Raw genomic sequence first — 26,204 nt, forward strand, 5'->3', positions numbered from 1 at the left:
AGCCGTTTATATTGCAATTCGTTCCGTACCTAACCGAAGCTGTATGATCTTATCATATTTTCGTCTGATCGCATGACGATATTTTCTTGCTATATCAGAAGAAAACATCTCTGTGATATCCTCCTGATTCAGGATTGCCCTGTCATACAGTACTCTGTACTTAATATTCCAGTCATACATCAGGCTGGTACAGTTATCGATACTTACTTTTATAAACGAACCTTTCTTCTTTCCTGTTAATACTTTCAGATTTGCCCGTTTTCTGCCAACGGAGTTCTTGACATCAAACAGTACCTCAGCACCCGGAAACCGCTCCCATATCGCATTCAGAAACGCCTGCAGCTTCTTATCCGTAAAATACTTCGTTACATCACAGCATACAAATAAGATTGCTTCACCCGGTTTCTTCTTCACACTGTCAAGCCATGAAAAATCAAGGATTGATTTGCCGATATTCTGCTCCCGGTCCCTGCTCTCCACCATCTTGCGCCGCAGTTCCATGGTCTCAGGCATATCTACATTGTACCATCGGATCCTGCCATTATCCATGCGGGAAAACATGGTATCTAACTCAGCTCCGACATTTACAATAACGCCATCTGCATACCTCATAATAAACTGTTTTACCCGTTTGTCAATCTCTACGATCCGTCCAATCTTAACAAGGCGATCATATTCCTGATACATCGCATTGAAATCCTTATGTGACACATTTAATTTGGCTGCAATCTTAATCGACTCATCATCCTGAAACAGCTTCGGATATCGTTCCGCTACCATTGACCGTGCCCATACTGCACGCTTGATCTCAGGATTTACAAGCTTTGCTTCATCCTTGATACTGTCGCTGATACGATTGATGATCATACGGCATTCCGGCACATGCTGATGCTCAATATAATCATGAGGCATTCCAAAATATTCAAAATAGTGAATCCGGATCTGCTCTTTCTTAAGCTTATCATATAATAATCTTGCATAGCTGTTCAGCAGATCATTTTCTACTGTGAATATGGCGATCTCATCACAGATATCAGTCAGATCCGCATAGATCGGGCAGGTATATTCATTCTGATGATACAGATCCTGAATCCAGTACCTGCTAAGAAATTCCTTAATGCCCAGCCGGTAATAATACTTCCGTACCTCTTTCTTGCGATCAAGCATATGATTGGCGAGATTTCCATCCATAAATTCTGTATCTAATGAAGGTGATAACAACACCAGCTTATCCGGTCTGCGAACACCTTCCTTCCATGCCAGAACTGCCAGTGATAACGCCAGTCCACCGCCTGTGGAATCTCCAACAACAACCAGACGGTCGATCGTCTCCTGCCTGGTCAGATGTCTGTATGTCCCGATCAGCATATCAAAAGTATCCTGTGCATTATGCTCTGGCGCCAGCGGATAGATCGGAACAGCCGCACCATATCCATTTTCCTCGACCACAGTCGCAACAAATTCCCACTGGTTTTTGTTGATTTCCATACAATGACCGCCGCCATGGATATAAAAGAAGAAATTCTTTACCTCTTTCTTCTTTGGTTTCACATAATAGCATAATCCATTCTCTGACTCTGCCTTTGTAATATGAAATGCATCCTGCATCCACTTTGGAGGCGTGCTGCATTCCCGTTTTCTTCCCTTCAGGACTTTTTTAGCAATATCATCCGCTTTCATGCGCTTATCATCCAGCATGACACCTGCAATTTTCTCTTTTATGATAACAAGACTGTTTTGTGTACTCATATAATGTATCCCTTAATATACATATGTAACCATTTTTACCTGCTACCATTTTCACATAACCGGGATTGAATATCAAGTCTAATTTTAATCTGCTGATATCTTCATTGCTACATTCAACATATCGATCACAGATCCATCGGCTGCATCTAATACCACCATCTCACTTGGATAATCCGGATCCGATTTATCATCACAGGAAGAAAAGATCCAGACAGGTTTATATTCAAATTGTCCATCTGCTGCGCCTGCTGTCAGGTAATAGGTCAGGGTCACATCATTAAAATTGATCGCGTTATATTTACATGGATAGGTTTTGTAATATTCCGGTATGGTTTCATTTGCCTTTTCAAGCAGCTCCGGAAATGAAAGGATCTCAGTCTTTGCACTTTCTCCGGTGGACTCCAGATAATCACACCAGTTCGCATTGATGATTCCATTGGAATCCATTGTGATCTCATAGCGTTCAACCGGCACATCATAATATTCCACCTGCTTCTGCAGATTTTCAACCTGATTAAATGCCATCGTTGACACCGGCTGCTTATCAACAGCTCTTACGTAGGTGAACGAATACCCATCCACATCCGTAGCAACAACCGAATTTGTCGCATCTGTATATACCCAGTAAAGATCAGAACTGTCCTGTAAGGCTACATCCTTCGCACCGATCTTCGACAGAAATTCTTCTGCCTTCATCTGTGCTTCCTCTTTGGAATAGCTGCAGGCATTCTGAACTGTATTCTCCTGATCCGCTTCTGTTCCTGTCTCTCTTTCATAGTCAGCCTTTGAATATGGCGTGACATACGTTGCCTTTTCTTTCGGACGATACATCATAAAATCTTCCCGCATATTAAAGGAACGATAAACGCTGTCGGTTTTGTAATACAATTCATATTCCTTCCCATCCACAGTACCAACATAATCATCCGCGGAATAATCTCCGGCAGCCGGATAACTGTCCGGGGCATCTGCCAGTTCCGTTTCCAGATCGCTGATCCATGAATCATAGGAATCCGCAAATACAGGATCCGGATAATTCTCCTTTGCTGTCTGATACTGTGTGATCTCTGCCTGAATGTCCTTTTTTATCCGATGCATGGAATCATATACATAGATTCCCTCATCCTTATCAAACAGATTCTCTGCCACCTGCTTCTTCACTTCATTACTCTCCGGATCTTTCTTCTTATACTGTGCGATCTGAAGGTCAGAGGTATCCGGAACACTGATATCATCATCCGTTACATGGATCTTTGATAAGCCGGTATCTCCAACCGCAATCTCCGTATCACAGGTAAATGGAATCTTATACTTACTCCACAGACTTCCACTATCCAGATCTTCTCCGGATGCAGATGTCTCCGTCTGTCCCAGATCCGCCTCTGTTTGTTTCGGCTGGGTATTATCTACATTGTAGTCTACATTTTTCCTTCCGCATCCTGTAACAGCCGCAGATACTGTAAGAGTTCCTGCAAGAAACAGTGCCATCATTTTTCTTCTTTTTGTAATGTCCATTTTCATCATTTGTATCCCTTCTTACTTAAAGATTTTCCCGTTTTCCCTCATATATCAGATAAAAATGACTTCTTTTATTATCCTTATACCGCCTCCGTTTAATCCTGTATTACACTGCATGTTCCCAGTGCCTTCGATACCTCAAGGATATCAATATAGGATCCGTCGGTTGCATCCAGCACGACCATCTGTTGAGGATCTTCATATGTAACTTCATCAAATTCATATACTTCAACCTGCGATATGATCCATGCCGGCACATATTCAAATTCACCGTCCTGTGCTCCCGGTTTCAGACAATAGGTAAGCTGCATACGATTAAATTCGATCGACTTGTACTGTGTATTATACTTTGCATAATATTCAGAAACAGATGAATCCGCCCGCTTCATCAGTTCTTTAAAAGAAAGCAGTTCTGTTTCCTCTGCCTCACCTTCGACAGACAGATTATTCGTCCAGACAGCTCCGATCACTCCATTATCATCCACCGCAATCTTACAGTAATCTGTAGGTATATCCACACCTGCTTCCTGCTGCACCATATTGTCAACATTCAATGCCTGTAAGCCCTCTCCAAGAGACTGATCCTTTATCATCCGGTTAAATGTAAAATAATACCCATCAATATCACGCTCTATAAGCGTTGATAAAGCATCATCATAGGTCCATGCCAGTGCGGAGGACTCTCCAAGTGTCATATCATTACAGTCGATCTTCTTCAGAAATTCTTCTGCTATCTCCAATGCTTCCTCTTCTGAATATTTACACTGGTTTTTATCGTTCAGTGCCTCCTCTGCACCTTCGGAACCATATTTTATACTGTCATTTAATGACACATAGCCGCCATGATCGATCATCTCCGTTCCATCCTCTGTTCCGTCTGCAGGTCTATATACCATGGCATCCTCCTTCAATGATAAATCATAGCTTAAAATCATATCATCCGGTGTCCTCAGAACAAATTCATATTGACCACATGTTCCAAGGTACTTTGTTGCAGAATAATCTCCGGCAGCCGGATAATCTTCCGGTGCTTTTTCCAGCTCATCCTGAAGCTCTGTAAGCGTATCATTTATCTCCTTAATACGTTCCGCATCGGTTCCCAGCTCTTTTTTCAGTTGTTCATAGGATGCGATCTGTTCTTCTATATCTGCCTTTGTCTGATTGTTCTCATCATAAGCATAGATTTCTTTGCTCTTATCAAATATCGCTTCCGCTATTTTTTTAAGTGCCTCTCCTGCGGTATCATTCTTTGTTAACTTCTCAGTATACATGATTGATGTATCAGGAACCGAGATCTCATCCACCTTCAATGTGATCTCACTCAAACCCGAATCCCCTACTGCTATACTGTCATCATATGACTTTGGAATATCGTACTTATCCTGAATACTTCCGCTGTCCTTTTTTCCGCCAGATCCATCGATATCATAGTCGATATCTTTTTTCCCGCATCCGGTAAATACCGCCGCCATCATCATTGTTCCAAACATCAGCCAGGCGGTTCCTCTTCTCCTGATCTGTTTTCTCATCTTCCTTCCTCCTCATATCGTAAATATATTTTATTTCTTTCCCGATCCCGGTCACTTCTCTGCACTATCTGAAGTATCCGTATCTTCTCCAATTTTTGTATTTTTTCTCCAAATTATCTTACGACTTTCTAATTAAAACACAGGGAAAAATCATTTTCGCATCATAGCTGTATATTTTCTGAATAATTAAAAATGCTCATGTACTGCTTATTACATGAAACAGTACATGAGCATATCTTTTATATTAATATTTTTATTCTTCAGAAGATGTATCTTCGGCAGAAGTGTCCTCAGCGGATGTATCTTCAGAAGATGTATCTGTGTCTGTATCCGTATCGTCTACGTCTTCTGTATCGGAATCGTCTTTGTCATCATATGTATAATATGTGCCAAGTGACTTGGCCAGTTCCAGAAGATCGATCACTGATCCGTCTCTTGCATCGACTACAACCATCTGTGTCGGGCTGTCCTTATCTGTATAATCCTGATATTCCTCATACTGGGATAATATCCATGCCGGAATATATTCAAAGGTTCCTTCTTTGTCTCCTGCTTTCAGGAAATAGGTCAGCTCCATACCGTTAAATTCAATCTTCTTGTAATGAGATGTGTACTTGCTGTAATATTCAGGAACGGTTTCATTCATTTTATCTAACAGATCCTTATAGGAAAGAATCTGTGTTGCCTGTGGTTCTCCATCTGCTTCCAGATATTCGCTCCAGCTTGCACTATTGATACCCTTGGAATCAATGCTGATGGAGCATTCCTCCTTTGGAATATCAATGGATGCATTGTCCTGCTGGATGTTATCGACATTCCATGCATTTACTGTTGCGGTTGGCTGGTTATTGATCGCTCTTGAATATGTGAATGTATATCCATCCACATCTGTTGACTGGTTGTCACCATTATCATCATAATAAACCCAGCAAAGTGCTGATGTATTCTTTAAGGTAACATCCGTACATCCGACTTTTGCAAGGAAATCATCTGCCATCTGTCTTGCTTCATCTTCTGAAAATGTACACTGATTTGTATTTGCATCTACAGAGTCTGACTCGTCTGCACTATACTGCATGTAATCGTCCATGGAAGTTGAATAACATCCGCTTGCTCCATCCTTTGGACGATATTTTAAGAAATCATCCGCAAGATACAGGGAATATCCGGTTGTACCATTTTTCTCGCTCGGAGTGGATACCGTAAACCTTGTATCTCCGATCGAACCAATAAAAGTATCTCCTGTATAATCGCCTGCTGCAGGATATTCATCCGGTGCAGTCGCAAGCTCATCCTTCAGATCATTGATCCAGGAATCATAATAAGATGCCATGTCACTGTCACCTTTTTTCTTTTCGGCTTCATACATATCGATCTCAGTCTGAATATCTTCTTTGGTACGCTTATCATAATCATATTCATAGATACCCTTATCTTTGTCCAGAACTGCCTCTACTGTTTCTTTTTTACTATCATTTGTTGTTTCCTTCTTCTTAAACGATGCAACATACAGATCTCCTGTATCCGGTACGATCACTTCTTCTGCATCGATTGCAATCTTCTGAATACCGGAATCTCCTGTTGCGATCTCGGTATCACAGCTTTCAGGTATTCCATATTTACCCTGCAGGCTGCCACTGTCCGCATTGCTTCCAGAACCACCATTTCCTTCTACATCATAATCAATATCCTTCTTGCCACAGCCGGTAACTGCTGTGCTGACTGCCAGCATACCAACTAACAGGCAGGCTGCCATTTTTTTACGATATACGCGAAATCTTTCTTTATTATTCTTTGTTTTGTTCTGCATATAAGAACCTCCTCTTTTCTTCTCTCATTTATTATAGCTTCTGGATCCGATCCAGTAAATGACATATTATTTTGCGCCATGTTCCGCGACCGATTACTCTTCAGTCGTATCACCGGTTGTATCTGCATCACCCTCTGTGGAATCTCCTTCACTGCCTGTGGAATCTCCGGAAGTGTTGGTATCATCATCTATAGTAGATATCGATGAACTGCCGTCATCAGATACATCTCTTGCGGTTGTATCGGTTTCATAACTCTGATATGTGCCAAGTGCCTTGGATAGTTCCATCAGATCGATCACCGTACCATCTGTAGCATCAAGGACAACCATCTGGGTTGGATATGTCTCATTTGTTGAATCGGTCATATCCTCATACTGTGTCAATATCCATGCAGGTACATATTTGAATGTTCCTTCTTCATCTGTCTTCTCCAGATAATATCCAAGCTTCATAGAATTAAACTCCACTTTTTTATATCTGGTTGGATATGTGGTATAGTATTCTGCAATATTCTTATTTGCTTTTTCTAACAGCTCCTTAAATGATAAGAGTTCATTTGACTCTGTTTTTCCGGTTGTTTCCAGATAGGATACCCAGCTTGCAGATATAATACCATTAGAATCAACATATACCGTACAGGTTTCGGCAGGAATGCTTACCGATCCATCATCCTGCGTAATATTATCAACATTCCAGGCTTCCGGAACATCGGTAGTCTGATTATTGATCGCTCTGCTGTATGTAAATACATATCCATCGACATCAACAGCCTCGGTATTCCCATCTGTTCCATAGTAATACCAGTAAAGATCCTGTGTATCATTCAGGGAAGCATCTGAAATACCGACCTTACTGATAAAATCATCTGCAATGGACTGTGCCTCTTCCTTTGTAAATGTACATACATTTGAGGCTGACACATCTGCATCTGACAGATCATCCCCGCTATCCGGAGTTGAATAATATACTCCGTTCATTCCATCTTTTGGACGGTAGGTGATCAATGAATCCTTCAGACCTACGGAACCACTTCCGCCTTCCTGATCGTCCATATACATAATATATTTTCTTCCGTTGATCTCTCCGATAAAGGCACTACCGGAATAATCATCAGCCGCCGGATATTCATCCGGTGCATTCTGAAGCTGATCTTTCAGGTCGGAGATCATGGAATCAAACCAGGATGCACTGGAATTATCTCCATTTGCTGCAGAATCCTTCTTTTCCTTTTCATACTCATCGATCTGGTCCTGAATATCTGCTTTTGTCATATTGTTATAATCATATGTATAAATACCTTTGTCTTTTTCAAGTACAGCTTCTACGATCTGTTTTCTGGTATCATTTGATGATTCTTTTCTTTTTACATATACGGTCGGAAGATCTACCGTATCCGGCACTGTTACCTCATCTGCTTCTATTGCAAGTTTGCTGATCCCGCTGCTTCCAGCGTCCAGTGTAGTATCACAGGATTCCGGTATTCCGTACTTACCCTGAAGGCTTCCACTGTCCGAGCTGCCTCCGTTTCCTGATTCACCGTCTACACTGTAATCTATATTCTTCTTTCCACAGCCTGTAAGTGCAGTTCCTGTTGCCAAAACTCCTACAATGGCAAGTGCTGCCATCTTTTTATAGTGCATTTTTCTGCTTACCTGTGTTGTCTTATTACCTGCTGTTTCTTTTCTTATTTTCTTCAAAATAATTACCTCCTGCTGTGATCCTACATTTTAACAAACAAAATTAATATGTATATTTTTTCAGCGCTGTAAAAATATTAACACAAACCATCGATTTTGTTCATTAATACGGGTCTATTTTTTTATTAAACTTTCTTAAGCTTTCTTTTCATTTTTCCCGACATATTAAATGTACATGACCACTACATATTTTATGCAATATAGTTGCATCCTTTTTGCATCCTTTTTCTACATTTTCTTGTATTTCTATATTGCATTTTTTCTTTTTATGTTATAGTATGTGCGGTGAGAAAGAATAAAGAGGTGTCATTCTAATGAATATTACCATGTTAAAAAGTAAGATCCACAGAGCCGTTGTTACACAGGCTGAACTGAATTATGTCGGCAGTATCACCGTAGACTCTGAGCTTTTGAAGGAAGCAGGAATTCTTGAATATGAAATGGTGCAAATTGTTGATATTGAAAATGGAAATCGTTTTGAGACATACACGATTGCCGGAGAACCGGGATCCGGTGTTATGTGTTTAAATGGTGCCGCTGCCAGACAGGTTCAGGTAGGCGACCATATCATTCTGATGTGTTATGCTTCTATGACACCTGAAGAAGCCAAAGAATACCGACCAACGGTAGTCTTTGTAAACGAAGACAATTCCATCTCCCGTATCACCAGCTATGAAAAGCATGGCGAGATCGGCTAGACAATATATTGTTAGGACAAAAAGGAAGATAGCATGCTCTGTTATTCCGTAAGACGCTTTCGCTCTAATCCTCGTGCAGCGGTACATAAGGCTGCAAAGGGCGCAGCCAAAGTACCGGCCTCGGATAAGGTTTACTTCATAACAGACATGCTATCTTCCTTTTTGTCTTAAAAATAACACCACTAATTATCGAACAATCGCTTTTCTATCTTTCTTCTTTATTTACTATCCTGAGAATTCGGGCAGGGTTGCTGACTACGACTGCATTTTTGGGGTATATCCTTGGTTGCAACTCTTAAATCTATTCTTTCCCATTCCATTCCTGTTTCATCTCTTGAGAATCTGCTTTGTCTGTTGATATATCTTGACTATTAGCCATCTGATCATATATCTGTGTATTTACATCATAGGCATTTGAAGCATAGCCCTGTTCATCCGCATTATAGCCATTCGGATAATAGCCCTGTGCATTTGCCTCATATCCATTCGGATAATAGCCCGCATCCGCATTATAGCTATTTGGATAATAACCTTGCGTATTTGCTTCGTAACCGCTCGGATAACAGCCTTGTGCACTTGCTTCATAATCGTTCAAAGCATAGCCCTGCGCACTTGCTTCGTAGCCGTTCGGAACATAGCCCTGCCCACTTGCTTCGTAGCCGTTTTGAGCATAGCCCTGCACATTTGCCGCATAGCCATCCGGATAATAGCCTTGTGCATATGGTTGCTGCATATTCTGAGCATTTACAGGCTGTATATATTCTGATGTAGTTTTTTTCTGCTTCTTCTGTTCTCTGGCAATCTTCTTCTCATTTTTCTTCTCGGCTTTCTTCGCCAGACGTTCTTCTCTGTGTTTTACCCTGTATGCCCGAACGATCAGAATATATACGATCCATAAGATAAGCAGGGAAACGATCGCGATCCCGGCATATAACTGCCACCGATGATAAGACGTCGCATAACGATAACCAAGCTCACTGTCAAGCGTCAGCAGCTTATCTCCCGATACCTGTATTGTCAGATAGATGCTGTAACCGATCACACCCGCACCTGCAAGTGTAAGAAGGATCTGAATAATAGTATATACGATCATGACTGCTTCCTCCTTTTCCTGCCCTTTGCGAATACAATGATATAAAGGATCAACAGTACAAGAACTAATCCGCCAAGTGCGATATATTCAAATATCCGCTTTACTGTTTTTGCCGATTCATAGGTGATTGTCGCTGAATATACCGACTGATTTCCAACAGCATCTTCAGCAATTAAAGTTATCGTATTCTCACCACCTGCCAGTGTTATCTTCTTATTAAAATAATTCTGTGTCAATTCAACCGGTTCTCCGTTTAATGTAAGAACAGCACCGGCCTCTGTATATCCGTTCAAATAGATACTTCCTTCTGTTACTACTTTTCCATTTATATCTTCGGATACAGATAATTGCGGAGGAACCGTATCTACATAAATATCTTTTGAAAATTCGGCTGCATTTCCTGTTTCATCTGTCACTACAAATGAGACCGTGTTATCACCATCTTCCAGATTCACACGATACATGCCGGATTCTTTTTCTCCCTCCAGAATTTTCCGTTCTCCCAGATATACATCAAATGTGCTGTTAGTATCTAATGTCATCGTTGCATTTATGAAACTGTTTTTTGTCGTATCCGAATCCGTATCAAAGGCTACATCTGCCGATACTTTTACTGCAGAATCTGCAGTGATCAGATCATACATACAGCTCTCATTTGTTCTCACAACTGCCAGATATACTTTGGAAGCATCTTCTGAAAAATCTCCATAAAACGTTTCTGCTGTTCCAACATCTTCTTCCTTTATCAGGTTATGGTTCTCATCCCAGACAAGGACTGTATAAGCTTCATTCTCTGCTGCCGTCCATGAAATATAATAACCATCGTTATAGGTTCCGCCTTTTACGCCATTTACCTTCTGTGAATCATTTGGATTCTGATAGCTGACAAATCCATCACCGTAAGCCCGCTGATAGATTCCATCCACAGATACACGGATATAAAAATGATATTCACCACTGGAAAGGCTGTTCAGATCAAAAGAAGCAGTCCCCTTCTTATCCATATATTCACTATAAACACAGGTTCCGTCAAATCCCTCAGAATCTGTATCTGCAAATATTTCTACATAGATCTCATCCGGACTGTCCGTGATCTTATAGTCTGCGGTAACGCTTCCATCTGTATTCTGTGTTACCGCAAATTTGCTGATCACTAAAGAATTCGGAAGTTCACCGACTGTTACATCTACAGTTCCTATATTGTCGCCGCTCACCACAACCGTCCAGGTTCCTTCTTCTCCTTTTCCTACATTGACGATTGCTTCTCCATTTGCCTCATATACCTGATCCGGTGTCTTATCCTTACTGTAGACTTTACCGGATGGTGATGTCAGCTTTACGGTTCCTGCCTGTTCATAGTTTTCCCATGTCACATAGAAGACCGCTTCTGTATATTCACGACCCAGATCAATCGTTACCTCTGTCTCTGCTGCATGAACCGGAAGTACCAGCCATCCTGCCACAATAGCCACCATTAACAGCCATATACATATTCTACTTACTATTCTTGTCTCTCTTTTCATATGCTTCTGTTACCCCCTTAGTTGGATGATGCATGAACTTTATCCCACAGGAAGAGTTCTCCATTATCTTCATACCAGATAGATGCTTCTTTCTCTTTGCCGTTATTCCCACTATAATTCAATGTTACCTTGGCTTTATTAAAGTCCCAATCCCAGTCAACGGCAAGCTTCGAAGCTCCCTTTGCATGAACATTAGCAGGTGCCATATCCACGTTACCATTTACACCAAGCTTGATATATCCACCGGTCAGATTGCCACCAAGATTTGCATCAGCACTTCCGTTTACCTCACAGCCAAAGCCTGAGATTCCAAGTTCTACAGAAGCAGATACATCCAGACCATCTTTATTTATCTTTGCTGCTGCCTTCGCCTTTTCTGATCCAAGCAGTGACAGATCAGCCGAGATTGCAAATTCTGGATCACTGAAATTAATCTCTACCTTACCATTTGCTTCACCGATCTCACCCCATGACTTGAACTTCTTCATCAGGGCATTATTACCGTTAAACGAAGCAAACAGGTTGATATCTGCACCCGCAGTTCCTGCAAGTATAATATCCTGCTTATCATATAAAGTATTATCAAGACCGGTACCGATAATATTATATGTTTTCTCCGGGATCACTGATTCGTACAGATTTAAGGCGATCGTACTCATACCCTGCAATTCTCCGCCAACCTGATTGATGTCAATGACTTTATAAACCGTTATTCCCGGATCTAATGCTGCTCCGATCGTTACTTTATCCGGCAGCCAGTAATAGGAAGAAAACGAGCCATCAAATCCGGCGATCCGACTGTCAAAGAATCCCGGTATGGATGTTGCCAGATCGATCTTTCCACCGATCTTCCAATACTCGTAATCAGGATCCAGGGAATTTAATTTTAGTGACAATTCATTGATCCCAAAGGTTCCAAAATTAATCTTATCATCTACAGATAATGTTACTTCTCCACCAAACTGAATGCCATCCGGTGTGATCGCCATTGATAAGGATCCATCTAAGCCTCCAAAGAATTCTTTTGCTCCAAACTGCTTTAAGCTGCTCCGTTTCGTGACAGGCTCCGACTCCTTATTCGCTCCGGTTTTATGTTGAAGTGATTTCTTTGTTGAATCAATAATTTCATCCAGCCGGAATGATGAAATATCTACCTGTAACCGGTTACTGTGCAGATTTACCTCTGCAACATCGATATCCATGATAAACGGCACGGAAAGATTCAGACTGGCAATCGTCTGATCAAATGATATATCAGATCCGCTGACCGTTACATAATATCCATTTTTACCAATTACATAATCTTTATTTCCCATGACCAGACCGGCGAAGCTGCCATTGGCCTGTTCCATCTCTGCGTAACTGACATAGAGTTTTCCATCTCCCTGAACCTTACCGGAATCACCGACCTTGATCGTCTTATTTGCCACAAGGGAAAGATCCGGATCCATGTCGTCCACAATGATCTCCATATCACCTGAGCTGTGAACAAATCCGTTGATCATGACATTTCCACTGGCCGCCAGGCGATCATCTGCTGTCTGACCAATGGCATCCGCCGTGATCGTCATATCACCAAGTCGGATTGAGGTTGTTGTTCCTGCTTTGAATACCTTAAACAGAGATTTTCCTACAACCAGACGACCATCTGTTGTCTTTACTTTGACATCATAGATACCGGCAGTCAGTTCGCCATTTAATTTGCCTGTAAGACTTGTTTTATCTGCTACCTGTATATCTGTTAATGCCAGATTGCCAACCGTCACACTCGCAATATCAGAAAATCCCCCGCCATTTACAGTCAAGGTGATACCATTCTGTACATCCTTTACAGATACATTTCCCGGCGTTACCGAAGATACTCCGAGTGTATTCTCATCTACCTTCCGGATAAATCCTGCATCATCTGAATCCTCCGGTTTATTCTCTTCTTTTAAATAGTAATTCTTTGTCGCTGTTGCATTATATTCTGCGATATCAACAGTAAGAAATCTAGGATCTACATCCGGATTCTTTGTTACCGTATATGATATGCTGTAATTATTTACGATATATTTCTGAAGATACAAATAGATATCCGACAGCTCCGTTGATGCAGATGCCTTTACGAATTTACCACCGGTTGCTTCTGCGATTGCCTGCATATATGCGTCATCACATTCGCCAAATCCAACCGTATATACACTGATTCCAAGTCTTGCTGCCCGGTCAGTTGCAGCCTGCATATCTTCTTCCGAACCTCCGTCCTGTCCGTCAGACATCAGGATAACTGCTCTGCTGCCTTTTTCCGCTTCCAGATTATCAAGTGCAAGATTTAGACCCGCAGATATGTTGGTTCCACCACCATCTGAAATAGCTGCTATAGAGTTCTTCAGCGTTCCGCTTCTGGATGTCAACGATTGCTCCAGATATGCCTCATTATCATATGAAACAATCATCATTTTCTCTGAGGTTATATGCTCTACCGCTTCTGTTGCGGCCTGCTTTGCGTTTGCAATCGCCGCACCTTCCATACTGCCGCTCTTATCCATTACGATACCGATACTGACAGCTTCACTCTCTGCCCCGCTGTTCAGTGTAAAATCCGTGATCTCATACTGCGTATCGATCACCGTAAAATCTTCCTTTGTAAACTGATCTGCCAGTTCTTCTTTGGAGTCCTTTGTTCCATTGATATTAATGTATGCCTGAATGGATGGATATGCCGAAGTATCGATACGGCTGATATGAATGTTGATCCTGTCGTATTTTAATGTGGTTGCAACGTACGAATTAAATGAACCATTTATGGTTTCTTCCGATACAGGAACAACCTGACTGCTCTGTTTATCTACCATATCGTTAACGGCAGCATTCAGTTCTGCATTATAACTGTCATCGGAGATCTGATTGTACTGTGTCACAACTTCATCAATTGCATCTTTTAATAATGATGAATCACTGATCTTGGCACTGTTATCAATGACATTATGCAGATGCTCGTTTGCTGTATCTCTGTCATCCATTGCCAGATACAATTTGGACAACTGCAGTTCATAAAATCCCGTATCGTCTCCACGATACGGTTCCTGTACAAGAACATAATTAACTGCACGCTTGACCGGTACATAACTTGCATCCTTATAATAGGAATCCGCTTCCTCCAGCAATTCATTTATCTCATCTGCATGTGCTCCATCATAACCTTCATCATCAATCAGCTTCTGTGCCTTCTCTTTCGCGCGCTCCGCCTTCTTCACCAGACTCTTGATCTCATCATCCTTCATATCAAATGAGTCTTCCGTATAGTTCTGATCTCTGGTATTTCGATATACTTCTTCGACTATTACATCCGTATATATAACCGTATTCTCCGGACTTTTAAAATTCTTGTTCAGTTCAGAAGCTATATCCTTTGCCTTATCAAAATCATTCTGATATACATAATAACTGATCTCCCGCCGGAGTACTTCTTCTGTCTCACCGTATGTATGCTTCAGATCCCTGATATCATCCTCTGTAAGATCAGCAACTGCCACGCCATGAATCTTATTGTCAAGCTCATACGCTTCTTCAAACTCCCGCTGTTCTTTTCTGGTAAAATCTAGATCTTCGATATAAGCAGTCAGTGAATCCGTCAGTGTTCCATTTGATGCATTCCCCGTGTCATCTGACTCCCCACTCCATGCAGTCTCCTGAACTCCATCTTCTTTTTCCAGATCAGACAGATAAGATTCATAATCTGTATATGCCTTTTCTCCTCCGGAGATCATTCCTAGTTTCCCGGAGCAATAGTCATCAAGAGCCGTCAGATATGCCTTTCCTGCCTTACTGAGCCCGTTTTGTTCTGATAACTCCTGAAGTTTAAAATGGCCGTTAATATAATCTCCGTTCATGACATCACATGCCACACTGAGCAGTTCTTTTTCTTCAAAAGAACCTGCAATGTCGTCAAGAAGGATTGCCGCCTGATCGATATTGCCCTCTTTCATATAACAATACGCCATATAGATATTCTGATCATTTGTATCTGCGTCCGTAAAATATGCCCGGACGCCAAGAAAGGTAGTCCCGGCAAAAGCCAGAACTACCCCTATCGTGAGCAGCCATTCCGGGACATTTCTCTTTGTCTTAAAGATGAAATGTCCGCATATATCAACGACTGTAAAAAACAGAAAGATAATTGCTATCTTCAGTAAAATATTTAATTCCAAATTTTGCCCTCCCTTAAATATCTGAATCTGATCTGTTTTAAATGAAGACCATTTTTACCGACATTCAGACGCATAACTGAAAATCTGGTATGCAGATCAAATTCTTTTTTGATAACCATGTCTTCCCCATTTGTTCCATGGAATGTGAAACTGAGGCTCGGTATATTGGTATAATACAACGTACATGGCATTTGGGCAAGTTCTGAGAGATCGGAACTTCCGATCAGTTCGATCTCATAAATTCCTTTTTTTTGTACATCAAACGGAAGTACATAATTTACACCGGCTTTCGACTCCTTGGTATCAAGTCGTAATTCATAGTCGCCATCTAATCTGACGAATTCAACCTCTGACAGATCAACATCATCTGGTTCCGCCGGACGATTGATGATCGATACCTCTGTCGGGCAGCCCATTGCTCTGCGCATTGCTTCTGTATCAAGTACAAAGCCACAGATGTTCGCTGCATTTCTCTGAAGCTCCGCGCGCTTCAGCCGTCCATCTACGAGTGCTGCGACTGTATTGTCTCCGCTGGCATTTGTTGATCCATCCGGACATACCATATAGATATCATTCTGCGCACGTGCCATTGCCGCAAAATTAATCTTATCCGGCTCCTGTCCACGCTCATTGATGGATGCCCACCAGTCAGTCATGACGATACCTTTAAATCCCCATTCTTCTCTGAGGATTGTCGTACAGAGATCATAATTTCCGGCTGTCCATACTCCGTTTACCGGTCCGTATGTCGTCATGATCGCATCGCAGACACCACTTTTTACGATCATCTCAAAGCCTTTCAGATAGATCTCCCGAAGTGCACGTTCTGATACAACAGGATCTGCAAAATGTCGTCTCATCTCCTGATTATTTGCACAGAAATGCTTCGCTGCCCCTGTTACACCTGCTGCATGCAGACCTTCTAACACCGCACCGGCAAAGCATCCTGTCACATATGGGTCTTCCGAGAAATATTCAAAGTTTCTTCCATTTAACGGATGACGGTGAATATTCATACCGGGTCCCAGTAAACAGTCAACCCTCTGTGAGATCATCTCATAACCGGTACAGGTGTAAAGCTCTTTTACAAGCTCTGTATTAAATGTACATCCGATGATCGTTCCGTTTGGCAGACTGAATGCTTTCACGCCACAGTCTAACCGCATACCGGACGGTCCATCACTGCAACATACCGAAGGGATTCCATGACGGTTGATCAGTGACTTGGATACACCGCCAAATGCTGCTGCCGTTCCCGGTGTTACAAGTGAACTTCCCATGCCTTCTCCTCGAATGATACAAGTAAGGTCATCGTCTGTCAATTCTGAAATAAATTTATCCATTCCGATCGAACCATCTGCCACATCGGATAATGTATGAGTACCCATCGTCTGACGGATCTCCTGTGGAAGATGATCCTGTCTTCTCTGCTTCTCGTTTGATGCATGCTGTGGTGCTGCTTCCATCATGACCTGATATCCGTTCTCTGTCTCTGCTGCCTTCATTCTGTCAAATGCTTCTACCGGAGCAAGTGCAGAGCAAAGCTGTTCGATCACAAGATCATCTGCAAGCTCAAACGCGCCTGCACATTCTGCACTTCTGACATTTTCGCCGGCAAATACATGATATGTGCCTGCTTCTAATACAAATGCATAAGCATGTCCTGTAATACCGGAGTCGTCATAGGAAGCAAAGCGGCTGTATGGAACGGTAATATCCAGTTCTTCTGATTCACCCGGTGCAAGCTCCTTCGTCTTTGCAAATCCGACAAGAACCTTATCTGCTTTTCCAAGCTTACCCTGCGGAGCTTCCACATAGACCTGAACAACATCTTTTCCTTTCTTTAAACCGACATTTGAAACAGTTACATGAAGTGTAAACTGCTGTTTCTCCGGCTCATTTGCAAATACAACGACTGCCTTTTCAAATGTTGTGTAGGACAGACCATATCCAAACGGATATCTGACGCTGTCCTTTGCGAAAGTCTCAAAATAACGATATCCGACATAGATATCTTCACTGTAATAATTCTTATCCGGATCACCAAAATATGGTGTAGAAGGATAATCAGCAACTTTATATGCGATCGTGTCTGTCAGATGACCGGATGGTGAAACAGCTCCTGTTAATACATCTGCCGTTCCAAGTCCGCCGACCATGCCGCCCTGCCATACATACATAACGGCTTCCGGCTGGTAACGGTCTGTAAAACTCATATCGAGCAGGCCGCCGACATTTAATAAAACTATCATCTTATCAAAGTTCTTTCTTACTTTTGTGAGCAGATCTTCTTCCACATCTGTAAGCTGATAAGAGCCCTTGGTATCACTTGCATCCTTATCCTCGCCTGCTGTACGTCCGATGATCACGATAGCTGTCTCTGATCGCTTGCCGGCTGCTTCCACAACCTCATCGGTCAGCTCCATTTCTTCCTGACACCACGGTTCATTTCCCCAGCCTTCGCCTTCATTAAATGGATGTGTCTTTTCCCAGTCCTGATAGATCCTGATCAGCTCCTCATCCAGGATGACCTGACCACTCTCACGCAGACCATCTACGATTCCATAGACCTTTGATACATTTACCATTCCTCCTGAACCGGTTCCGCTCTTATAATAGTGATTCTGGATTCTTCCAAATACTGCCACCTTCTCATCTTTTACAAGTGGAAGTGCCTGATCTTTATTCTCAAGCAGAACACAGCCTTCTGCTACCGTCTGTCTTGCAAGTGCTACATACTGATTCCAATCCAATACTACCTGATTCTTCATATCCATCATACTCCTTTTCCTGATTTTATTCGTTCGTTTGTTTTATCTCATTTATGCAGTTGCTTTTTCCGTCTCTCTGCATATGAATATTCTTCTTTTCTGCCTTTCAGCAAATTCTATTCTCGTTCTTTTACTCTAAATGTATGATAGTATGAATACGATTTTTATAATATAATAAAAACGATATTTATATCGTTTTTTCGACTATTTTAAAATCGAAAAAACTGCTGTTTGAATTATTCAAACAACAGTCTTTTTCCAAATCTTATGCTTATTATACCACAAGAATCCCGCCCGGCATACACCAAATGGGATTCTTATATTTTTCTGTATAACTGACACTTTCTATCGCATTCTTTTATTTTTGACAAGCCACCCATTGTTGGATATTCCTTTTTTTGTAAAATGGGATTATAATACAGGATCGAAAAGAGGTAATCAATATGCAGATAAGTATAATTTTGCTCGGAAAACTTGTTAACTTTTTTATTATGATCCTACTTGGTTTTATTCTTGTCAACAAACATATATTAAATGCTTCTGACAGCAGGATCCTGTCTATCATTGTAGTATATCTGGTGATGCCCTGCGCCATAATAAATTCATTTGAAATTGGCTTTACAAAAGAAAAACTGCAGGGACTATTATTTTCCGCTGTTCTTGCAACCATTATACATATTCTTCTATTGATTTTTATAAATATCGGAAGGAAACTCTGGCACTGGAATACAGTTGAATGTGCCACTGTCATGTATTCCAACTCGGGAAATATGATAATCCCACTTGTAAATGCTATGCTGGGTACCGACTATGTACTGTATTCATGTGCATTTATGTCTGTACAGCTGATATTTCTCTGGACACACTGCAGCACCATGCTCGCCGAAAAGCCACATATGGAATGGAAAAAGATAATAACCAATATAAATGTAATAGCCATAATAGCCGGACTCCTGCTCTTTTTCTGCCAGATAAAACTGCCATCTGTCATACTCACACCGGTAAAAGACATAGGAAATATGCTTGCACCTCTCAGCATGATAGTAACTGGCATGCTGATGGCTGATTCGCCGATCCGCGACAGCCTGAAAAACGCAAAACTATACATTTTCTCTGCCATCAGGCTCGCCATCTGGCCTGCTGTTTTACTGCTTATAATGTATGTAAGTCATGTATATGCCCTTATTCCAGAAGGAAGAACTTTACTCCTCATAGTATTCCTTGCCTCCATCACACCATCCGCTTCAACAATCACCCAGATGGCTCAGGTATATAACAAAGATGCTGCATACTCCGGTCTTTTAAATGTATTTACTACCTTGTTCTGTATCATAACCATGCCTTTGGCTGTCATATTGTTTTCACGGCTTGTGATATAATGGAGTTGCTCAAAAAACAATTAACCACGCCCCGAAAGGATACATATTTATGATCCCACAGAAAGCAACTCACTTTGGACGATATTTTTGAAGATTGTCAAAATATTTATGAATCTGACAAACCTCAATTCCTTACTCTGCTCGAAAATCACATTGAACTTGATGAAATTGTTCCGATTTCTTTTCGCCGTCACTACTATGCATCCACGGGCAGAAATCATAAATATCCTTTGAATGCCATGCTTTGGTCTTTGATTATTCAACGCCTCTTTTCGATTCCAACAGATTCTCTTTTGCTGATCTTTCTCCAATATGCCAACCGCATCATTAAGCAGCTTAAATCCTATGCAAAAGCGAATAACTTTGATGATTCTTACGCCCCTTACAAGGCTGTTTAAAATCAGTGGATATTCCGGCAATCCACTCCTTATATTCATTATCAGCCTTAAATTTCCATAAATAAAATCCTTATCCTTAAACATCAAAGTTACAAACAGACCTGTATCATTTAAAAATAGTTTGAATCTTTTAGTTCTGCAATAAGTTCTTTGGTTTCTTTTGATGCTCTTGAAACATCAATCAATATATAGCTGTCATATTCATTTTTCTAAAACAAATCGTGCTACTTTAACATTTCCATCCATTTCCATAGACACTATATTAAATCCACATTTTTCTGTATAAAACTTTACATTTTCCTTTTTATCTATGGGTGTAACTAAGGTAATTTTATCCCAATCCCTATAGTGTGATGTTACAAATCTAATTGCCTGCGTTCCAATTCCTTTTCCTTGAAACTCTGGGACAACACACAAACACCCAACTTCATATATTCCCATTTCCACTTTTTTACAAGAAACACAACCGACCGGTTCACCATTATATAAAATTATAAATTTTGGATATTCTATTATAGATTTTTCCATCATCTCTTTAGTCTTTCCATACGCCGGACATTCACCATATTTAATATAATCACTATAAAATGCAAAATTATAAATATCTATTAGCAATTCTGAATCCGTAATATCTGCTTTTCTATATTCAATCTTCATAAACAATACCTCTCCAAATTTCGATTTTTCTTTCCCGTATTAATTGCTATATGTTTTCACTTGAATAATTAAGCATTTTTCCAAACAAAAATTTAAGAAATCTTATACATATCATTCTTGTAGAACATTATTAAATCGCTTTTTTCAGAATTTCTTAGAACGACAAGGACATTAAACACATCTGGGAATGGCGAAATCATCCCCATACATGCCATGCCAAAATTCAATCCATTTAATACTCTAAATTCAGCAGGACTAATTACAAATAATATAAATGGAACTAACCCAAGAACAAATGGCAACAGGCACATCAATATAAACCGATCTCGCCTCAATGGATATGATGCTAATGCAACAAATGTTGCCTTTCCTTTTATTCTGCCTATTGTTACATCTGCTTCCTTAGGATAAACAATTCCATGTAACCACTCATGAATTATCAACAGTAAAAAACCGAAAGCAAATCCGACCAGAATAAATATTGGCGAGATTACAACGGTCTTGCATATTATCGTTTTACAAAGCATAGCAATAAAAAGGATAACACATAAAATTACAGCAATTGGCACTGCTTTTTTCATCAGTTCACCAACACTCTGCGGTGTTTCTATCTTTACTGCACCATCCAGCAAATTTCCTGTTTGATATTTATTTATATCGTTTATTGACCACACAATTTTTATCATATTAAATCCCTTTATTCATTACCTCCTGAACTTTTATCAGAAAAGCCGCTAGAAGTTTTCTTCTCCATCACATAGTTTTTAAGTGTAATTCCCATCCCCTGATAATTTATATGGACATACAGCCTAGCCAGATAGCCAGATTGATCAATATCTCCAAATCCAACAACCTCATCATCCTCCACTGCAACCACTGTTTTATGATTTAAAAAAGAGTGGTTCCATTCTTGTAAATCTACGCTACCGGTTGCCCATGCATTTAACTGTTCTTCTGTATAATTCTTTACATTTACGCTATATACCGTATTGTAGAACAATTGCGCTATCTGCTCACAGTCAGTTGACTTGTATTCTCTAAGTTCCATCTTTTATCCTCATAAACTGGAATTTGTCTATTTTTCATCCTTATATGCATATCCAAAGTTTATTGGTGGTGCAGTCACTGATACATACACAAATTCTTCATTACCATCATTCAATAAACCATGAACATCTTTATCTGCAAATCTTACAACATCCCCAGCAGTAAACACTTTTTCTTGTTCATCTGCAAGTAATAGTTTACCCGTTCCTTTTGTTGCATACCAAATTTGTTCTGACACATCATGTGTATGTCTTGGTTGGCAAGCACCTATTTCAAGATGAACCTCTGTAATTGTCACTCTTTCACTTGATGAATTTTCAGGATTTAATAGTTGTCTTGAAACAACTCCTGGATTTGATAATTCAACTATCTTCTCTTTACTTATGAATTCCATACTATACCTCCACAACTTCAAATAAACAGGTGCTTTCAACATTTTCAGTAGACTAAAATTAATCTCTTACTCGTTAGACAACTGATTTAATTTATCTTTTAAAACTTGTTGTCTATCATCTTCTGCGTAACCTTGCTCAATAGAATAAATTGCTTTTTCTATATCTCTATTTTTTGCATACAAAAACGCTCTGATATGACACATATACGGAACATATATATGGTGTAAAGTTACTATTCTCTGATTAAGAACACCAATGGCATCATCAACCGTTTGTACATTATTTACCCACTCTCTTATCAGTGGGATATTTTTATCTATCACACTTTTTATATATTCCAATGCAAATTCCATATCGGACGTGTAGGTAGGTATTTGATATTGAAAACTTGTGCATTTCCTTGGATTATAAAATTCTTCCTTTGTATATCCACAGTCTTGTTCTCTTTCATCCTCTATGTGATTATACCAAGCATCAGCAATGTGTATTTTTACAGAACTTTCTGTCCGATGCCATGTCAACTTATTTTTACTATTGATATCAGGGATAAAATCATAATTATATCCCCAGCGTAAGTATATGTGATTTCCTCTTGGATAACATAATTCAACCACCAAACGCCGATTATCACTCCATTCAGAGTGCCATTTTTTTATCTTTTCATTATATTTCAACCCGAATTCTTCTGACAACCTTCGAGATATGTATTCGTCATAAAGTTCTCTTTTGATATAGTCCTCACCATGTAAAAACTTATCTTTATACTCTTCTTGTGATAATATTTCATTTGATTGCCTTTTTTTTGAACAAAAACCCTTACTCAATACATCAAATAGACTCATAAGTAACCTCCGTTATAGCAAATCATCTCTCGCGAAAATTCCGATTTTCTCAATTCTCCAAACTTGAAGTTATTACTTTCTGCATAGTGTGTTTCCTAAAATGATAATTACCACGGCATCAACCAAAATAATCCCCAATGCAATATATACAAAAAATGCAGGCAAAATATTTTCAAACAAGCCCATAGTTAATGCAAGAATTGCTATAATAGACATTCCAATTCCCATTGTTCTGCATAACTTCTTTTCATCATATTTTTTCTTTTCTTCATTTGAAGCTGTATTATATCCAGAAATGAACCAGCTTCCATGTCCAGAAAGTAAAATAATAGAAAGTACAGCAAATATCGCAAAGACAATCCACACTATCCAATCAGAGCCTGTTGCTAAATCTGCTAATTTCATTTACATACTCCTCCTTAAATTCCATTTTTTTAATTTTATAAACTTGAATTATATATTAATTTTTCTTATTTAGTCTAATATGGAAATCGTTGGCTTTAGAACATTCTTCATATGTAAGATTAGTTTCATTCATTAAAAACTTAACGGCTTCCTCCTTTGTATTGTAATTAGATTTTTCTTTCATATATCTTAACAAATTGGTCATATATATTCTTCCGTACTTCTTCTGACAAACCGGCGTATTTTGTATCCAACACCTTTTTTACGGCTTCGTACTTCCTATTTTTATCTTCTATATCCGGTCCACGGTCATAATTAAACCTCACATCATAAAAAATGTGTTTCATATCGTTACTTAAAGCTTGTAACACTCGAAACCCTTTCATAGAAAACTTTCCTTCTTTTATACCATTCTCCACACAGGGCTGTCTCGCCCAATCCATCATAAACCAATTCTCCATTGGCATATTTACACCATATCCGGAATCTGACAAAAAGTCATTTATCTCATTCCAATTTATCTGTAACGGCAAATCGTTTTCTTTCGCAAATAAATAGTCATCACGCTGTAATTCCTGTTTTTTTCGCTTTCTTGTATTTCTTTCATAAACAATCCAGTATATTACCATTGCTGCTATAATACACACGCTAAATATCTTTGTAATCATGGTATTTCCTTTATAAATAATCAAGTATACTACGGTTACTACCGCAATACTTATGCTGAGTACCTTTATAATCAAACCATTCATTGTGTATCTCCCTATCACTAAAAATTGGAAATTAACAAGTCGACAAATTCCGATTTCACAGTCGTTAAAATCAAAGTATTACAAACACTGCTACCAAACATGCAACTAATCCCATGAACCAAGGTAATATAAAAGATAGAAAATTTGCCTTATTTTTTCGAAGCAGAATCATTGCGGTTATCATTATGGCTAACCATGCGAACATAATAAAATATCCAAGCATATTTTTTTGATTACATTGTTCAAAATAAACACCTCCAAACAAAAGATAAACTGGAAGTTGAAAGTTCCTATAATTTACAAATCATAATATATTCTTCATCATTTTCATCAACGATTTCAAATCCTACCTTCCTATACATACGGACAGCATAATTCATCTTCTGAACAGCTAATGATGCCTGTTTATATCCTTCTAGTTTTAATTTCATTAGCATCTGTTTCATTAATTCTGTTCCGATACCATAGTTTCTATACTCTTTAAGAAGTGAAATTGCAAAAGACGGTGTTTCATTATCTATATGCCCGTAATCATTCATAATCCGAACCCATACAGCACCAACAATCTCATCCGCAACTTGAGCAACCAAACATAAGTCTCCCTTGTTCTCACCAAAGTCTTTTACATATACCTGCAAATCTGGTTTGTTAATGATATCTTTGGACGGTACAGGAACACCTTCAGGAATAAAAATCGCCTCGTACAAAAAAGTATCTAATATCTTATTTTCATCTCGTTTTAATTCTCTTATTGAATAATTCATATAAACCTCCGATTTATTTTTATTTATAAATCAGTTGTCATTCCACACATAATGATTTCTCCGCTAAATATCGAATTGTGCAAAAGCCCAAGGGACTTTAATGCCCCTTATGCTTTTTTCTTTTCTTTTGCTGTTTCAACTCAAACATTCGCTGTTCTTCCGCCTCTTTTTTCTTGCGGTTTCTCTCTTTACGCTCCTGATTGTTCTGTTCCTGTTGTAATTTTAATGCCTGCTGCGATTTTGTGCCGATGCCTGTTTCCATCGTCTGCTTTTTTGCTTCTCGTTGCATACGCTTTGGATTTCTTTTTATATCCTTTACAACAGTTTCAACAGCCGGACTGAATTTCAAACTAAAATAGTATTTTTGAATATATTCCTGCACTTCGTAATCCTTTGGTTCTGCACCAAATGTTACCTTCGCCACAGATAGTTTACCATCTTCAATACGTTCAAATACGCCTACCCAAAATGTTTCTTCAAAATATACCGTCAGTTTTTCACTTGCTTTTTCCATAAGAATCCCTCCTAAAATGAATTGAACAAAGAATGGACAACCCGGAGGGGCAGGTTACTTACCCTATTTGCATAGGACGGCTGGGCTACCTACCAGCTCTAGTACATTTTTAATGTACATTGCGTTTTTATCTTTGTATTTATAATCAAGCCATATGGCACGATTAACTTATTCGGTCAATTCCGATTTACCAGTTACTTCTTATAGTTCCAACGAATCTGCATTCAATAAGAAATCATATACATTCATGATTAAAATTCCCTGATCGTTATAAAAGGGTTTTGGTATATCAGATGTAATTACAATCTTCTTAAATGAATCATTTATTTTCAAAAAAGGGCGAATTTCTTGTGCCATTTTTGTTTCCGTCTCCAGCATATACGCTGATTGGATATAATATTTTTTAGAACCCTTATTACAGATAAAATCGACTTCCAGTTGCTTTTTTATCGGTTTTGCATCCTTCCCT

20 protein-coding genes and 2 pseudogenes are annotated in these 26,204 nt (G+C 39.6%); 3 read left to right on the forward strand and 19 right to left on the reverse strand.

The window, feature by feature from the left end:
- Window positions 1–6: 6 nt before the first annotated feature.
- The 5 genes from WKT03_RS08315 to WKT03_RS08335 form a co-directional block, all read right to left on the reverse strand.
- Window positions 7–1,749, reverse strand: a complete 1,743-nt coding sequence (locus WKT03_RS08315) for an alpha/beta hydrolase fold domain-containing protein (RefSeq protein WP_117785825.1) — start codon at window positions 1,747–1,749, stop codon at window positions 7–9.
- Window positions 1,750–1,833: 84 nt separating this feature from the next.
- Window positions 1,834–3,273: a DUF6034 family protein gene (locus tag WKT03_RS08320; protein WP_021944070.1), complete on the reverse strand. Its 1,440-nt coding sequence runs from the start codon at window positions 3,271–3,273 to the stop codon at window positions 1,834–1,836.
- Between the two features lie 89 nt (window positions 3,274–3,362).
- Window positions 3,363–4,796 carry a hypothetical protein gene (locus tag WKT03_RS08325; protein WP_340391533.1) on the reverse strand — a complete coding sequence of 478 codons (1,434 nt, stop codon included), beginning with the start codon at window positions 4,794–4,796 and terminating at the stop codon, window positions 3,363–3,365.
- A gap of 253 nt (window positions 4,797–5,049) precedes the next feature.
- Complete coding sequence (locus WKT03_RS08330) at window positions 5,050–6,606, reverse strand: DUF6034 family protein (RefSeq protein WP_021944068.1); 1,557 nt, start codon at window positions 6,604–6,606, stop codon at window positions 5,050–5,052.
- Between the two features lie 93 nt (window positions 6,607–6,699).
- Window positions 6,700–8,304 carry a DUF6034 family protein gene (locus tag WKT03_RS08335; protein ID WP_021944067.1) on the reverse strand — a complete coding sequence of 535 codons (1,605 nt, stop codon included), beginning with the start codon at window positions 8,302–8,304 and terminating at the stop codon, window positions 6,700–6,702.
- 314 nt (window positions 8,305–8,618) lie between these two features.
- On the opposite strand from WKT03_RS08335, the gene panD reads away from it, so the two are divergent.
- Entirely contained in the window at window positions 8,619–9,002 is a 384-nt protein-coding gene (panD, locus tag WKT03_RS08340; RefSeq protein WP_117785827.1) for an aspartate 1-decarboxylase, read from the forward strand.
- Window positions 9,003–9,303: 301 nt separating this feature from the next.
- Here the strand turns inward: panD and WKT03_RS08345 are convergent, their stop codons facing one another.
- Genes WKT03_RS08345 through WKT03_RS08360 form a run of 4 tightly spaced genes read right to left on the reverse strand, consistent with a single transcriptional unit; the run spans window position 9,304 to window position 18,582 of the window.
- Complete coding sequence (locus WKT03_RS08345; RefSeq protein WP_021944064.1) at window positions 9,304–10,095, reverse strand: hypothetical protein; 792 nt, start codon at window positions 10,093–10,095, stop codon at window positions 9,304–9,306.
- Entirely contained in the window at window positions 10,092–11,618 is a 1,527-nt protein-coding gene (locus tag WKT03_RS08350) for a hypothetical protein (RefSeq protein ID WP_021944063.1), read from the reverse strand. The genes WKT03_RS08345 and WKT03_RS08350 overlap by 4 nt, the downstream gene beginning before the upstream one ends.
- 17 nt (window positions 11,619–11,635) lie before the next feature.
- Window positions 11,636–15,811 carry a vWA domain-containing protein gene (locus WKT03_RS08355; protein WP_262529850.1) on the reverse strand — a complete coding sequence of 1,392 codons (4,176 nt, stop codon included), beginning with the start codon at window positions 15,809–15,811 and terminating at the stop codon, window positions 11,636–11,638.
- A complete protein-coding gene (locus tag WKT03_RS08360) occupies window positions 15,802–18,582 on the reverse strand; it encodes a glycoside hydrolase family 3 protein (RefSeq protein WP_340391534.1) in 2,781 nt (926 codons plus the stop codon). Before WKT03_RS08360 ends, WKT03_RS08355 begins: the two co-directional genes overlap by 10 nt.
- Window positions 18,583–19,025: 443 nt before the next feature.
- On the opposite strand from WKT03_RS08360, the gene WKT03_RS08365 reads away from it, so the two are divergent.
- Both WKT03_RS08365 and WKT03_RS08370 read left to right on the forward strand, forming a co-directional pair.
- On the forward strand, window positions 19,026–19,961 hold the full coding sequence (locus tag WKT03_RS08365) for an AEC family transporter (protein WP_118674317.1): 936 nt from the start codon (window positions 19,026–19,028) through the stop codon (window positions 19,959–19,961).
- A 74-nt stretch (window positions 19,962–20,035) separates the two neighbouring features.
- Window positions 20,036–20,353, forward strand: a pseudogene (locus WKT03_RS08370) (ISNCY family transposase); the annotation flags it as partial.
- Between the two features lie 207 nt (window positions 20,354–20,560).
- Here the strand turns inward: WKT03_RS08370 and WKT03_RS08375 are convergent.
- The 10 genes and pseudogenes from WKT03_RS08375 to WKT03_RS08420 form a co-directional block, all read right to left on the reverse strand.
- The gene (locus tag WKT03_RS08375; RefSeq protein WP_021944056.1) at window positions 20,561–21,016 is read right to left on the reverse strand and encodes a GNAT family N-acetyltransferase; all 456 of its coding nucleotides are present in this window, start codon (window positions 21,014–21,016) and stop codon (window positions 20,561–20,563) included.
- A gap of 92 nt (window positions 21,017–21,108) precedes the next feature.
- Complete coding sequence (locus WKT03_RS08380; RefSeq protein ID WP_008401980.1) at window positions 21,109–21,702, reverse strand: DUF3267 domain-containing protein; 594 nt, start codon at window positions 21,700–21,702, stop codon at window positions 21,109–21,111.
- An 11-nt stretch (window positions 21,703–21,713) separates the two neighbouring features.
- On the reverse strand, window positions 21,714–22,064 hold the full coding sequence (locus WKT03_RS08385; protein WP_118674315.1) for a GNAT family N-acetyltransferase: 351 nt from the start codon (window positions 22,062–22,064) through the stop codon (window positions 21,714–21,716).
- A gap of 27 nt (window positions 22,065–22,091) precedes the next feature.
- The gene (locus tag WKT03_RS08390) at window positions 22,092–22,457 is read right to left on the reverse strand and encodes a cupin domain-containing protein (protein WP_021944054.1); all 366 of its coding nucleotides are present in this window, start codon (window positions 22,455–22,457) and stop codon (window positions 22,092–22,094) included.
- Window positions 22,458–22,523: 66 nt separating this feature from the next.
- Window positions 22,524–23,300 carry a hypothetical protein gene (locus WKT03_RS08395; protein ID WP_021944053.1) on the reverse strand — a complete coding sequence of 259 codons (777 nt, stop codon included), beginning with the start codon at window positions 23,298–23,300 and terminating at the stop codon, window positions 22,524–22,526.
- Window positions 23,301–23,372: 72 nt separating this feature from the next.
- Window positions 23,373–23,705: a DUF3784 domain-containing protein gene (locus tag WKT03_RS08400; RefSeq protein WP_118674313.1), complete on the reverse strand. Its 333-nt coding sequence runs from the start codon at window positions 23,703–23,705 to the stop codon at window positions 23,373–23,375.
- Window positions 23,706–23,872: 167 nt separating this feature from the next.
- On the reverse strand, window positions 23,873–24,457 hold the full coding sequence (locus WKT03_RS08405) for a hypothetical protein (protein WP_004851524.1): 585 nt from the start codon (window positions 24,455–24,457) through the stop codon (window positions 23,873–23,875).
- 290 nt (window positions 24,458–24,747) lie between these two features.
- On the reverse strand, window positions 24,748–25,221 hold the full coding sequence (locus tag WKT03_RS08410; RefSeq protein WP_004611537.1) for a GNAT family N-acetyltransferase: 474 nt from the start codon (window positions 25,219–25,221) through the stop codon (window positions 24,748–24,750).
- A 97-nt stretch (window positions 25,222–25,318) separates the two neighbouring features.
- Window positions 25,319–25,735: a YjdF family protein gene (locus WKT03_RS08415; protein WP_117785878.1), complete on the reverse strand. Its 417-nt coding sequence runs from the start codon at window positions 25,733–25,735 to the stop codon at window positions 25,319–25,321.
- Window positions 25,736–25,936: 201 nt separating this feature from the next.
- A pseudogene (locus tag WKT03_RS08420) lies at window positions 25,937–26,204 on the reverse strand (ATP-binding protein); the annotation flags it as partial.

Source organism: Coprococcus sp. HCN-4056, assembly GCF_037892645.1.
Taxonomy (GTDB): domain Bacteria; phylum Bacillota; class Clostridia; order Lachnospirales; family Lachnospiraceae; genus Coprococcus; species Coprococcus ammoniilyticus.

Coding starts and splice junctions, on each gene's coding strand:
- WKT03_RS08330 (WP_021944068.1), bottom strand. CDS start 6,606: ATGCAGAACAAAACAAAGAATAATAAAGAAAGATTTCGCGTATATCGT.
- WKT03_RS08415 (WP_117785878.1), bottom strand. CDS start 25,735: ATGGAAAAAGCAAGTGAAAAACTGACGGTATATTTTGAAGAAACATTT.
- WKT03_RS08365 (WP_118674317.1), top strand. CDS start 19,026: ATGCAGATAAGTATAATTTTGCTCGGAAAACTTGTTAACTTTTTTATT.
- WKT03_RS08380 (WP_008401980.1), bottom strand. CDS start 21,702: ATGATAAAAATTGTGTGGTCAATAAACGATATAAATAAATATCAAACA.
- WKT03_RS08395 (WP_021944053.1), bottom strand. CDS start 23,300: ATGAGTCTATTTGATGTATTGAGTAAGGGTTTTTGTTCAAAAAAAAGG.
- WKT03_RS08400 (WP_118674313.1), bottom strand. CDS start 23,705: ATGAAATTAGCAGATTTAGCAACAGGCTCTGATTGGATAGTGTGGATT.
- panD (WP_117785827.1), top strand. CDS start 8,619: ATGAATATTACCATGTTAAAAAGTAAGATCCACAGAGCCGTTGTTACA.
- WKT03_RS08325 (WP_340391533.1), bottom strand. CDS start 4,796: ATGAGAAAACAGATCAGGAGAAGAGGAACCGCCTGGCTGATGTTTGGA.
- WKT03_RS08385 (WP_118674315.1), bottom strand. CDS start 22,064: ATGGAACTTAGAGAATACAAGTCAACTGACTGTGAGCAGATAGCGCAA.
- WKT03_RS08410 (WP_004611537.1), bottom strand. CDS start 25,221: ATGAATTATTCAATAAGAGAATTAAAACGAGATGAAAATAAGATATTA.
- WKT03_RS08350 (WP_021944063.1), bottom strand. CDS start 11,618: ATGAAAAGAGAGACAAGAATAGTAAGTAGAATATGTATATGGCTGTTA.
- WKT03_RS08315 (WP_117785825.1), bottom strand. CDS start 1,749: ATGAGTACACAAAACAGTCTTGTTATCATAAAAGAGAAAATTGCAGGT.
- WKT03_RS08360 (WP_340391534.1), bottom strand. CDS start 18,582: ATGAAGAATCAGGTAGTATTGGATTGGAATCAGTATGTAGCACTTGCA.
- WKT03_RS08375 (WP_021944056.1), bottom strand. CDS start 21,016: ATGAAGATTGAATATAGAAAAGCAGATATTACGGATTCAGAATTGCTA.
- WKT03_RS08320 (WP_021944070.1), bottom strand. CDS start 3,273: ATGATGAAAATGGACATTACAAAAAGAAGAAAAATGATGGCACTGTTT.
- WKT03_RS08390 (WP_021944054.1), bottom strand. CDS start 22,457: ATGGAATTCATAAGTAAAGAGAAGATAGTTGAATTATCAAATCCAGGA.
- WKT03_RS08405 (WP_004851524.1), bottom strand. CDS start 24,457: ATGAATGGTTTGATTATAAAGGTACTCAGCATAAGTATTGCGGTAGTA.
- WKT03_RS08345 (WP_021944064.1), bottom strand. CDS start 10,095: ATGATCGTATATACTATTATTCAGATCCTTCTTACACTTGCAGGTGCG.